The organism is Streptomyces sp. NPDC096132 (assembly GCF_044763345.1).
GTDB lineage: Bacteria > Actinomycetota > Actinomycetes > Streptomycetales > Streptomycetaceae > Streptomyces.
Genome location: NZ_JBIWGA010000036.1, coordinates 21,043 through 33,165 on the forward strand (window position 1 = coordinate 21,043; position 12,123 = coordinate 33,165).

General features: G+C 72.5%; 9 protein-coding genes and 1 pseudogene. 7 read left to right on the plus strand and 3 right to left on the minus strand.

All coding sequences use genetic code 11. The features are described from left to right. Positions 1 to 29: 29 nt before the first annotated feature. The 7 genes and pseudogenes from ACIRF9_RS45960 (at position 30) to ACIRF9_RS45990 (ending at position 10,122) form a co-directional block, all read left to right on the plus strand. Positions 30 to 1,988, plus strand: coding sequence for a Mu transposase C-terminal domain-containing protein (locus ACIRF9_RS45960; protein ID WP_403835632.1), 1,959 nt, complete (start codon positions 30 to 32; stop codon positions 1,986 to 1,988). After that, positions 1,982 to 4,129 carry a transposase gene (locus tag ACIRF9_RS45965; protein ID WP_403835634.1) on the plus strand — a complete coding sequence of 716 codons (2,148 nt, stop codon included), beginning with the start codon at positions 1,982 to 1,984 and terminating at the stop codon, positions 4,127 to 4,129. Before ACIRF9_RS45960 ends, ACIRF9_RS45965 begins: the two co-directional genes overlap by 7 nt. Beyond that, positions 4,123 to 5,157 carry a TniB family NTP-binding protein gene (locus ACIRF9_RS45970; protein ID WP_403835637.1) on the plus strand — a complete coding sequence of 345 codons (1,035 nt, stop codon included), beginning with the start codon at positions 4,123 to 4,125 and terminating at the stop codon, positions 5,155 to 5,157. The genes ACIRF9_RS45965 and ACIRF9_RS45970 overlap by 7 nt, the downstream gene beginning before the upstream one ends. Then, the gene (locus ACIRF9_RS45975; RefSeq protein WP_403835639.1) at positions 5,154 to 6,071 is read left to right on the plus strand and encodes a TniQ family protein; all 918 of its coding nucleotides are present in this window, start codon (positions 5,154 to 5,156) and stop codon (positions 6,069 to 6,071) included. The genes ACIRF9_RS45970 and ACIRF9_RS45975 overlap by 4 nt, the downstream gene beginning before the upstream one ends. Before the next feature lie 299 nt (positions 6,072 to 6,370). Further along, a complete protein-coding gene (locus ACIRF9_RS45980) occupies positions 6,371 to 7,627 on the plus strand; it encodes a tetratricopeptide repeat protein (protein WP_403835642.1) in 1,257 nt (418 codons plus the stop codon). A 64-nt stretch (positions 7,628 to 7,691) separates the two neighbouring features. Further along, a pseudogene (locus ACIRF9_RS45985) lies at positions 7,692 to 9,083 on the plus strand (Helicase associated domain protein); the annotation flags it as partial. A 220-nt stretch (positions 9,084 to 9,303) separates the two neighbouring features. After that, complete coding sequence (locus ACIRF9_RS45990) at positions 9,304 to 10,122, plus strand: ANTAR domain-containing protein (RefSeq protein WP_403835645.1); 819 nt, start codon at positions 9,304 to 9,306, stop codon at positions 10,120 to 10,122. On the opposite strand, the gene ACIRF9_RS45995 is transcribed toward ACIRF9_RS45990, so the two are convergent. From ACIRF9_RS45995 to ACIRF9_RS46005, 3 genes are all read right to left on the minus strand, one after another. Next, entirely contained in the window at positions 10,045 to 10,485 is a 441-nt protein-coding gene (locus tag ACIRF9_RS45995) for a DUF6417 family protein (protein ID WP_403835647.1), read from the minus strand. The genes ACIRF9_RS45990 and ACIRF9_RS45995 overlap by 78 nt on opposite strands. A 682-nt stretch (positions 10,486 to 11,167) precedes the next feature. Then, positions 11,168 to 11,416 (minus strand): hypothetical protein, encoded by a 249-nt coding sequence (locus ACIRF9_RS46000; protein ID WP_403835650.1) that lies wholly within the window; start codon positions 11,414 to 11,416, stop codon positions 11,168 to 11,170. Continuing rightward, a complete protein-coding gene (locus ACIRF9_RS46005; RefSeq protein ID WP_403835652.1) occupies positions 11,413 to 11,994 on the minus strand; it encodes a dihydrofolate reductase family protein in 582 nt (193 codons plus the stop codon). Before ACIRF9_RS46005 ends, ACIRF9_RS46000 begins: the two co-directional genes overlap by 4 nt. Positions 11,995 to 12,123 lie beyond the last annotated feature (129 nt).

A 12,123-nucleotide genomic window follows, 5' to 3' on the forward strand; every position in this document is an offset into this window, starting at 1 on the left:
CGGCCGTCCCTGGTGGGCGGTGCGTTGAGGTGGGCGCGCAGGTCCGGTTCGAGGACCGCGCCTGGCAGGTGACCGGCCTGGCCGACGGGCGGGTGTATCTGGTGGCCGGGGACGGGGCCACCGCCTGTGTGCTGGCTGCCCGTCTGGTGGCCGCGCCCGGCTTCGCGGTGATCGGCGCGCCCGCCGCGCAGCCGGTCACCCCGGTGCTGTGGGAGGCGGTGCCGCTGGCGGCGCAGGAGCGGGCCCTGGCCTGGCTGCGGCACATCCGCGAGGTGGAGACCGGGCTGCCTGGCGGCCCCGGAAGCGGCACGCCGAGGCCGCAGTACGACCCGCAGGCCTTCACCCTGGCCGAGCGGGAAGCGGCCAAGGCCCAGGAGCTCACGGGGCTGGGCTGGGCCAGGGTCAGCCGGGCCACGGTGCAGCGGATGCGGCTGGTCTACGGCCGGCAGGGGCTGTGGGGGCTGGTCGACAAGCGCCACCTGCGCGGCCCGTCGCCCACCGGGCGTACGGACGAGCGGGTGGTGGCCGCCGTGCTGGAGGCGCTGCGCCGGTGCCGGGGGCGGAGGAAGACCACCACTCGGCAAGTCATCGAGCTGACGGAGCGGATCGTGGCGGACACCCACGGGCCGCATCAGGTGCGGCTGCCTGCCCGCTCGTCGCTGTACCGGCTGGTGAAGGCGTTGGCGGATCCGGCCGAGCCGCCGGGCAGCCCGGCACGCACCGCCACCGCGGAGGGCCGGGCCGGTGGCCCGCCGGCCGCGCTGCGGCCCGCGGAGCGGGTGCAGGTGGCCACCGCCCGCCTGCCGGCCGGCGTGGTGGGCGAGGACGGGACCGGGGTGAAGGTGGCGGTGACGGCCGCGCTGGATGAGGCGAGCGGCTGCGTGCTGGCCGCTGTGCTGCACCCGGAGCAGGACGGGGCCGCCCAACTGTCGGTGCTGCTGGCCGAGATGGCCGTGCCCCGGCCGCTGCGTCCGGGCTGGCCCGCCCTGCTGGAGCAGGCCCACGCGGGCGGGCCGGTGCGGCGGCTGATGTCCTTGCCCGCTCGGATCGAGGCCACCGCGTCGCGTCCGGCGGCCGTGCCCGAGACACTCGTCCTCGGCCACGGAACGGCCGGCGTCACCTCGGCGCACCTGACCGTGTGCGAGAGCCTCGGCATCAGCCTGGAGCCGGCCCCGCCGAGGACGGCGGACGCCCGCCGAGGTGCGCTGCGCACGCTTCAGGAGCTCGCCGGCCTGTTCTCTCGGCACGCGGTGGCGGCCCGGCCGCCCGCCGCCGCGGGCGAGAACCGGGCGGACGGGGCGGACGGGGCGTACTGGAGCATGCCGCAGCTGCAGGACCTGCTGGACGAATGGATCCTCGCCGTGTGGCACCAGCGCCCCCAGGAGCAGCTGCGGCATCCGCTGCTGCCCCGGGCGGGGCTCTCCCCGCAGGAGATGTGGCAGGTGCTGCTGGGCGCGGCCGGGAGGATGCCGCTGCCGCTGGCCGGGCAGGCGTACGGCGAACTGCTGCCGGCCCGCCGGTGCGCGGTGACCGAATCCGGCATTCTGCTGGGCGGGCGCCGCTACGACGATGCGTGCCTGGACGAACACCGCGGCCGCAAGGACCGGTTCGAGGTCCACCATCACCCCCACGATCCGCGGCAGGTCTTCGTCCGGCTGCCCGACGGCCAGCTCCACGCGGTGCCGTGGGCGCAGGGCGAGCATGCCTGGCGGCCCTTCGACGAACTGCTGCGGCGCCGCACCGGCGCCGTCCTCGCACACCGCGCCGCCGGTACCGGCGCGGGTGCGGATGTGGGTGCCGACGGCGGTGCGCGGCCGGGCGGCGACCGGACCGGCCCCGCCCTCACCGCGGCGCAGCCCGGGGAGGCGGCTGCCCGGGGCGGGACCGGTGGCGGCGCGGTGCCCGACACCGGCGGCGCCCGCGGCACGGCCGTGGAGCCGGGCGGGTTCGAGGTGTATGACGCCGAGGCGGAGGCCGGACAGTGGTGAGCACCCCCGGCCGCCCGGTCCGCGCCGCGGCCGCCGCCCGGCGCTGGCAGGTCAAACTCGGGGCGTATGTGACATTCGAAGGCCGACCCTGGCAGGTGGCCGCCGTGGCCGGAGCCTCGGTACGCCTCGTCGACACCCGCGGGCAGACCGCCTCGGTCTTGTCCTCGTTCCTGTTCGCCGACCGAACCTTCGCGGTGGTGGACTGTCCCGTTCCCGCCGCAGCGCCGTGGGGCCTTTTGGAGGCAGTGCCCGAACGGGAGCGGGAACGGGCGATGGCCTGGCAGCGGCACATCCGCGAGATCGAGACCGGGCTGCCCGACGGGCCCGGCAGCACCGGCGTCCCCCGGCCCGAGTACGACCCGCAGCGCACCTCGATGGCCGAGCGGGAGCAGGCCAAGGCCGACGAACTCGCGCAGCTGGGCTGGCCGCGGGCCAGCCGGGCCACCGTGCGCCGCATGCGCGCCCGCTACCACACGGGCGGCGTCATGGGCCTGATCCGGCAGCGCAAGCCGTCGAGCGCGACCGGGCGTGCGGATGAGCGGGTGGTGGCCGCGGTCCTGGAGGCGCTGCGCCGCCAGCGCGGCCGCTCCACGGGCACGCTGAAGGGGCTGCGGGAGGTGACCGGGCAGATCCTGGCCGATGCCCACGGGCCGGGCGTGGTGGAGCTGCCGGCGCCGTCGACGTTCAACCGTCTGGTACGGGTCCTGGCCGACCCGCTGGAACACCCGGGGCGCCCCGCCCGCACCGCCACCACCGTGCCGGTGCGTCCCTTCACGCCGACGGTGGCACTGCGGCCGGGCGAGCTGGTGCAGGTCGACACCACCCGGCTGGACATCATGGCTGTGGGCGAGGACGGCAAGCCGGTGCGCCCGGAACTCACGATCGCTCTGGATGTGGCGACGAAGTCGGTGGTGGCGGCCGTGCTGCGCGAGGAAAGCACCCAGGCGGTGGACGCGGCCCTGCTGCTGGCGGAGATGGCCGTGCCCCACCCGGTGCGGCCCGGCTGGCCCGAACATCTGCGCCTGGCCCACGCCGCCGTCCCCTACGACCGCCTCCTCGCCCTGGACGCGCGCCTTGAGCAGGCCGCAGCAAGGCCGGTGGTGGTGCCCGAAACGATCGTCATCGACCGCGGGCGGGTGTTCCTCTCCGCCGCGTTCCTGGCCGCCTGCGAATCCCTCGGGGTGAGCGTGCAGCCCGCCCCGCCCCGCTCCCCCACCGCCAAGGGCGCCGTGGAACGGACCTTCGGCAGCATCAACAGCCTTTTCGCGCAGCACGTCGCCGGCTACACCGGCTCCCACGTTCTCGAACGCGGCGAGACGGTTCAGGGCGAAGCCCGCTTCACCGTGGCCCAGTTGCAGGAACTGCTGGACGAGTGGATCACCGCGTGCTGGCAGCACCGCCCCCACGACGGACTGCGCCACCCCCTCCTGCCCAAGAAGGCCCTGGCCCCGGGCGAGATGTGGGGCGTACTGCTGGGCGCGTGCGGCTACGTGCCGCTGCCCCTGACCGGAGCCGACTACACCGAACTGCTGCCGGTGCGCTTCCACCCGATCACCGGCCGCGGCATCCGCATCAACTACCGAACCTACGACCACACGGCGCTCAACGAGCACCGCGGACGGCCCTCGCCCACCGGACCCGGTGGCAAGTGGGAGGTCCACCTCAACCCGCACGACGTGCGGCAGATCTACCTCCGTCTGCCCGACGGGCAGCTGCACGAGATCCCGTGGATCCACCGCGACCACGTCCACGCACCCATGAGCGAGACCACCTGGCGCCACCTGCGCAGCACCCTTGAGAAGCGCACCGAACGCGAGGCACACGAAACCGCCCTGGCCGAGACAGCCGACCAGATCCTGCGCCAGGTCCGGCCTGCCGCGACTCCGGGCACGCCCACCGAAACGACGACACCCCAGGCGGCGGGCGTCCGGGCAGCGCCGCACCGCAACACGGCCCAGGCCGCGACCACGGCTGAGGCTGAGGCTGAAGACAGCCTCGCTGAACTCCAAGCCCGGGCCCGCGCCGGAGTCCGAGACGGCGACAGCGCCGGCGCCGGCGCCGACGACTCCGGCACGCATCCGCTGCCGCAGAGTGGCGCCCTGGCGCTGTACGACGCCGACCAGGAGGCCGAACTGTGGTGACCCCTGCCCGCCCCTCGCCCGCGGACGACGGGGAGGCGGCCGCGGGCACGGTGACGACGTTCGACGCCTTCGCCCGCTTCGCCCACGCCGCGCCCCCGACGCCGCCGCAGCCGGGCCAGGCACCGCGTACGCTGGAGGAACGCCTGGCCTACCACTCGCAGTTCGTCACCGTGCGCACCCCGGCCATCGAATCCCTGGCCCGCCAGGTCCGCACCCTGATGATCCTGGGCCGCCACCAGCAGGCCACCGCACGGCCGTCGCTGATCGTCACCGGTCCGGCCACCACCGGCAAGACCACCGCGCTGCTCCAGGTCGGCCGTACCTGCCACCTCGCCCACACCCGCCGCGCCTCCCCGGGCGACACCAGCGTGCCCGTCGCCTACGTGCTGGTGCCGCCCGGCGCCACCGCCAAGACCCTGGCCGCCGAGTTCGCCCGCTACCTCGGCATCCCCGTGGCCAGCCGCATGACCACCGCGCAGATCACGACCGCCGTCTGCCACACCTACACCACGGCTGGCGTCAGGCTCGTGCTGATCGACGAGATCCACCGGCTCAATCCCCGCACCACCTCCGGCGCGGAGGCCGCCGACTGGCTCAAGGACCTCACCGAACGGGTGCCCGCCACCTTCGTCTACGCGGGCATCGACGTCACCGCCAGCGCCGTTTTCACTGGGCTGCGCGGCGCACAGCTGGCCGGACGCGCCTCGCTGATCGACTGCGGCGCACTGCCCGCCCGGACCGGCCACCGCGAGCCGTTCCGCGAGCTGATCGCCGCCCTGGAAGCGGCCCTCGACCTCACCGCACACCGCACCGGCAGCCTGCCCCGGCTCGCGCCTTACCTGCACGAACGGACCGCCGGACGCATCGGCAGCCTCTCACGCCTGATCCGCCAGGCCGCCATCGAAGCCATCCTTGACGGCACCGAGCGCATCACCAGAACGCTGCTGGACACCATCGCACTGGACCACCTCGCCGAAGAGCACTACCGGCCCCGCACCCCCGCCCGCCGCACCCGCCCCGGCCGGTGACCACCCCCACCCAGGCCCGCCCCGCGCCCGCGGTGCGAACGGCCACGATGTGGCCCAGCCCGCCCGGTGCGCTGCACGTGCGGCCGCTGCCCCGCGAAAGCGCAGCCTCCTACCTCACCCGCCTCGCCGCCGCCTACCGCCTCTCCACCGCCCACCTCCTCGACGGCCTGCACATCAACGCCACCGGCACCCCCGCCGCCCCACCCACCACCGAACTCCACCTCAGCTGCGAAGCCGCCCGCCGCCTGGCCGCCTTCACCCGCATCCCGCCCGCCCACCTCGACCGCGCGCTGACCCGCCGGCCCCCGCCCGCATCCATCGCCACCACCCCCATCGCCACCGCCCGCTGGCAGCCACTCGCCCCCGCCGTGCAACCACTGCCGGCCTGCACCACCTGCACCCTCCGCCGCCCGCCCCACCACGCCGCCCCCGCGTGGATCCACCCGCCGCCCGACCTGCCCCGGGCCCTGATCTGCACCCGCCACCAGCAAGCCTCCAGCGACCCCCGACAGCGCACCCCCCTCGACATCCGCGCCCTGCCCGAACTCACCCACGCCAGGCCCACCCGCCGACCGCCCACCGCGGCCTCCCTGAGCTGGGCCACCACGATCACCACCCGCTGGTACGACCACCATCAACACCTGCACCAGCGCTGGCGCACACGCCTCACCCAGCTCACCGCCGCCAACCCCCACCTCACCCACAGCCCGGCCTCCCCCACCCTGACCTGCCGGAACCTGATCACCTACCCCGAAACCCTCACCCTCGCCACCGCCCTCGACCGCCTCCCCCCGCGCCCCCTGACACGCACCCAGCAGACCGCCTCCCTCCACGACCTCGCCGGCCGCCTCCACCTGACCCGCCTCGCACCCGCCGACCACGACCTGCTCTGGCAACGCCTCACCACCCGCTGAACCACCCCACCCCACACACCCCCAGCCCTCGCACAGCCGACCAGCACCGCTACCTACAAACGCGCCAACCGCACTGAGCAAAAACCACCACCCCGCTCAGCACACTGAGCAACACCAAACAACCAGCTCAACCCACGTACCCCTCAGCGCCGGACACTCGGTTCCGCGTAAGCCTCACCGACTGACCAGAACTACCACCCAGTACAACTGAACAACAGCAGGCCACAATCAAGATCAATAAGCACACCACCAGCTACGCCATAGCGGCCTGCTCCCGGCTTCTTGAGCGCTACCGAACCATGGCATCCGCCGCCAGCTCGCACCTCGCCCCCGATGCGGACAGTCCGCCTTCCTCGCTCTTCACCAACCGCGAGACGGCGCTGGAGTGGCTGGAGAACGAACGGGCCAACCTGGTCGGCACTGTCACCACCGCTCACGAGACCGGGGCCGCCGCCACAGCGGCCAGCCTCGCCTTCAGCCTGGCCGCGTTCCTCGAGCAGCGCCGGTGCTTTGCCGACTGGACCGCTGTCACCGCCACGGCGCTGGCCATCCTCCAACAGGCCGGCGATCAGCAAAGTGCAGCCCGGGCCATGACCAACCTCGGCATCGCCCAACGGGAGCTGCGACAGTTCGACGCAGCGGTCCTGCTCCTACAGACGGCTGCTGATGCCTTCGCCGAGGCCGGTGACCGGCACGCCGGGGCCATAGCGCTGGATGCGCTCGGGGTCACCCGGCGCGAGATGCGGCAGTACGACGAAAGCATCGACGCCCACGCCGAAGCTGCGGCCATCTTCCAGGACCTTCAGGATCTCGGTGGCCAGGCTCGGGCTCTGAACAATCTCGGCTCGACCTGGCGGGAAATGCACCAGCCTGGCGAAGCCATCCCCGCCCTGCGCCAGGCTCTAAGCATCATGCGGACCACCGGCGACCAACGCGGCGAGGCCATGGCCTTGGTCAACCTCGGTGCCGCCCTACGGGAAGCCGGGCAGTTCGACGAAGCCATCGCCCTGTACGGGGAAGCCATCCCCCGTCTCCGCGAGATGCGCGACCGGCACGGCGAGGCCCTGGCCCTGCACAACCGCGGCGATGCCCTGCAGCAGATGGAGCAATTCTCCGAGGCCATCGAGGGCCACCGCCAGGCAGCAGATATCTTCCAGAAAGCCAAGGATCACCACCATCTGGCCAAGGCGCTAGCCAGCCTGGCCAGCGCCTACTCAGGGGATGAGCAGCACGCGGCCGCAGCAGAGATCTCCGCTCAGGCGGTGGAGATCCAACGGCAATTCGTGCAAGCCGACCCAACGGTCAACACGCCGGAACTCGCCCGCACGCTGTGCCTGGCCGCCTGGGTCCGGCGCAACGGACAACACGACCTCACCACAGCGCTGACCATGGTGGAAGAGGGCGTTGCGATCTACTGCGATCTGGGCGCCGAAGCGTCGCCCGTCCTCGGTGCCCACGTCCGCATGGCACTGGGACTCCAGGCAGACATCCTCGACCTGCTCGGCCACCACCAGCAGGCCGACACCATCCGCCGCAATGGTTCTGCTTCCAGATAGAAGTGCGTGAGCCAGCACACAGCCCCCAAGCAAACGTGCCTCACACTGCCAGCACCTCCAGATAATCGACATCGTCGGTGAGCGGGGCGTTGAGGCGGTGTGCTTCGCCGACACCCGCGGCTCCCAGGTGGAGATCGTGCAGAACATCGGCCGCGCGCTCAGGTTGAACCGCGACGGCTCCACCAAGGTCGCCCGCATCATCGTGCCGGTCTTCCTGGAGCCCGGCGAGGACCCCGCCGATATGGTTGCCTCTGCCTCGTTCCGCCCCCTCGTAGCCGTCCTTCAAGGCCTGCGCTCACACTCCGAACGCCTCGTCGAACAGCTCGCCAGCCGGGCGCTGACCAGCGGGCAGCGGCACGTGCACGTGAAGCGGGACGAGGACGGGCGCATCATCGGCACCACAGTCGAAGGCGGGGGCGGGCAGGACGCGACCGAGGGCTCGGCTGAGTCAGCGCTGCTGCACTTCTCCACTCCGAGAGACGCGGCGACGATCGCAGCGTTCCTGCGCACCCGGGTGTACCGGCCCGAGTCCCTGGTCTGGCTGGAGGGCTACCAGGCCCTGCTTCGGTGGCGGAAGGACAACCACATCAACGGCCTGTACGCCGTCCCCTACGACGTTGAGACCGAGGTTGGGGTGACGAAGGCTTTTCCGCTTGGGAGGTGGGTCCACCAGCAGCGGCGCGTGTACCGTGCGGGCGAACTCGACCAGCACCGCAAGATGCTGCTCGACGAGGCCGGGATGGTGTGGGAACCCGGCGACGAAGCCTGGGAGAACAAACTCGCCGTGCTCCGCTCCTTCCACCGCGCCCACGGCCACCTCGCCCCCAGACGCGACGCCGTATGGGGCGACGCCGACAGCGAACTGGTCCCAGTCGGGGAACACATGGCCAACCTCCGCCGCAAGGACGGCCTCGGCAAAAACCCGCAGCGCGCAACAGCCCGCGCCGCACAGCTCGCCCAAATCGACCCGGCCTGGAACTGCCCCTGGCCGCTGGACTGGCGACGTCACTACAAAGTGCTCGCCGACCTCGCCGCCGACGAACCCGACGGCCGCCTCCCCCACATCGCCCCCGGCGTGCTCTTCGAAGGAGACGACCTCGGTAAGTGGCTCCAGCGACAACGCCGCAGCTGGGCGGAGCTCTCCGAAGAACAGCAGCAGCGGCTCACAGCGCTGGGCGTGAAACCCGCCGAACGCCCCGCCCCGGCGGCCAAGGGCACCGAGAAGGCATCAGCCTTCCAACGCGGTCTGGCGGCCCTCACCCAGTACATCCAGCGGGAAGGCAGAACCGTCGTGGGAAGGGCACACATTGAGGAGCTGCCGGACGGTTCGGCAATCAGGCTGGGTGTGTTTCTGAGTAACCAGAAGGCCAGGCGTGACCGTCTGGACTCGGAGCAGCGAGCAGCCTTCGCCGAGCTGGGCTACACCTGGGCTGCAGAACAGTCCGGGCGCAGCTGACGTTCGTCCGCTGTCGGGGCGTCGCCGACAGCACCAGCGGGGCGCTGGACGCTATTCGCGGATGGGCCGTGCACGCCCATTACCGGATGGGCCGATAAGCCGTTTGGTTCTGTGTGCGGAGGGCGGAATGGGATGCGGCAACGGCCGGGCCGGGCGGGCCGGACTCAAGCCGGCATCCGGCTCGGTTGTGCCTGCCATCGGCGGCGGCGCGGCAGGACGGGTGGCTCCGCTGCAGGGAGAACTGACGCTGTCGTTCCTGACCAGGCTCGCCGCCCGCTACCAGCTCACCATCCGCGACCTGCTCGCCGCCGTCACCGACCTCGGCGGCCTGCAGAACCTCACCGGGATGCTGTACCCGGACGGCGAAATCCACCTCAACGCCCAGGCCCGCGCCCGCGTTCACATGCTCTGCCGCGTTCCACCGCAGGTGCTCGAGCGTGCCCTGCCCGCCTGGACACGGGAAGAGCCGTGCGGCAAGTACGGGGCCGGCCCGGTCGGGCGCCTGATGCGCGGTGAGGAGGCCGTGTCCGCCTGGGGGCCGGCCTGCCCCGCATGCGCCGCCGCCCGCACCGGACGCCACGTGCCCGCACGCCGGTACCTGGCAGCAGAGGCTCGCGTGTGCGCACGCCACCAGTACTGGCTCCGGTACCTGCCCCACGCCGGCGGCCTGCCCGTGCCGCTTGGCAGGTGCCCGGAGGTGATCAAGGCCCAGCGGCGGCATGTCCGGCTGCTGCACCGCTCCCCCACCGGAGCGCAGGCCTTCCACGTCGCACGCGCTGTCACCAACTCCTGGTGGGAGCAGTCCTGGCCCGTGGAGGAACGGGCGTGGCCGGTCGCCTTCTCCAGCGCCCGCACCCACGCCCCGACGGAACAGGCCGCAGCCACCCGCCACGTCATCGGCGAGGCCACGGGCATCCTGAGGGGCGCCCGCCAGCTCACCGAGGAGCAGGCCTTCGACGTACTACGCCGCTCCTCCCAGGAAAAGAACATCAAGCTCCGCCAGGTCGCCCGCCGCATCTGCGGACAAGGCAGCTTCTGACACCCACGGGGCGAGGCGGCCTCCCCGGCTCGTGGGCTGAACCAGACAAGCCTGGACCGGAGCGGCCCCCGCGGGGAACGCTGCCGGACCCGGCCCTTCCCGCCGACTCCCCCGCCCCACCGTCCCCACACCTGCTCGGGCACGCCCACGGCTCCGCCGCCGGGCCGGCTCTCCGCCGGGACCCGCGCGCCGATCTCCCGCACCAGCCGGTGACGCCTCCTGTGCAACCGGCCCGCCCTCCTCCGCGACCGTACGCAGCACCCTGAACAGTTCGTACCTCTCGTCCAGTGTCAGCAGCCGCAGCCGCTCGGTGTCGTGCCCCGCGGGAGCGAAGCCGATCTCATCGAGGGTCCAGGTGCTCATAGCCGTCCATGAACAAGACAACGCGTGCGGCCGCCGACAGGTCACTACAGGACAACGCGTGCGGCCCCGGCCGGCGAGGGCGCCGGCCGGGGCCGCACACGAAAAGTGTGGTCGTCAAGGAGCGGTCGCCTACGCGGCGAAGGGCTCTGCAGGGCTTCAGCCGAACGATCGTCCCCGCAGGCAACAGGTGAGGCCCGGGGACACTGTCCCCTTCACTTCCACGCCCTCTGCAACCGACCCCGCACCGCGGGCATTCCCGCCCCGGGCCGGGCAGGCCCGCGGGCTCCCGTCCCGGCTCGGGGAAACACGCAACGGAAACCCCACCACCCAGTCTCCTCGCACAGCAGACGTACCGATGCATCCAGCCCCGCGCCACCCGCCGTAAACCTCACCCCCCGGGGGGCCCGTGCAAGTCCGTGGCCTTCGGGCTCGTGCGCGAGGTGCGGGCCGCTGACCTGCGATGTCTCATGAAAGAACACCGGGCAGGGCAGGGCAGGGCAGGATGGAACGCGAGTGGGCGGCCACGGCACGCGCGATCCGGACCGGTGTCATCACGTTCGGGCCGGCCAGCTCTCCGGACCGGGCCATGCTGGGGTCCCGTGCTCGGCGTCGGGGTGTCGGGGTGGCGGTAAGGCTCGTGCAACCAGGTCACCCGTTCGAGTTCGCCCGGGCCGGCGGTGCCCTATCGATCGGCGGGGAGGCGTCCGACGGCGTCTTCGAGGCCGGCGTGGACGGGCAGGGTGTACCCGCGGGTGGTGTCGAGGCGGACGTGGCCGAGCACTCCGGCGACGAAGACGCTGCCCGCGCCGGCGCGCAGCAGGCCGGCGCGCAGCAGGCCGGCGCGCAGCAGGCCGGCGCGCAGCAGGCCGGCGGCGAGGGTGCGGCGACCGATGCGGGCGGACAGGGCGGGGTTGCCCGCGTCGCCGGTCAACGGCGCACCCGATAACGCAGATGAAGCACCCGGTCGCCCTGAATCACCACGTCAGGATCCTCCAACAGGTGCTGCGCACGGACCGACCCGAAGTAGCGCTTGCCGGACCCGAACACAACGGGTACGACGTCCATGCGCACCTCGTCGATCAGGCCCGCGGCAAGCACCTGGCCACCGACGTCGCCGGCGGCGACCTCGACCATGCGGTCACCCGCAAGCTCCTGCGCCCCGGCCACGGCTGCCTCGACGCCGTCGACGAAATGAAACGGCGCCCCGGGGTCCCAGCCCCCGGGCATGGGCCGGTGCGACACGACGACCACGTGGCCGACACCGCCCGGAGGCTTCCCGTCCCAGCCGTCCGTCAGATCGAAAACGCGGCGGCCGACGATCGTGACTGCGATCTGGTCCCAGTACGGCCGGATGTAGTCGTAGGACGTCTGCGACACCTTCACCTCGCCGCTCTCGTCCAACGGGACGTCACCGCCGGACAACCAGTCGAACAGCGGTCCGGGCCGGTCATTCCCGTCCGCGACGAAGCCGTCCACCGACACCGAGCCGTACATGACCACCCTGCCCACGCGACCCTCCTCTGCTACGGGATGCCCCAAACCAGCATGCCGCAAGCCGTCGCTCCTGTAAGAAAACAACCGGCCAGCAGCAGCTGGCCGTCCAGCACGCTGCCGCGATGTCCGCCCAGGAACCGCCTC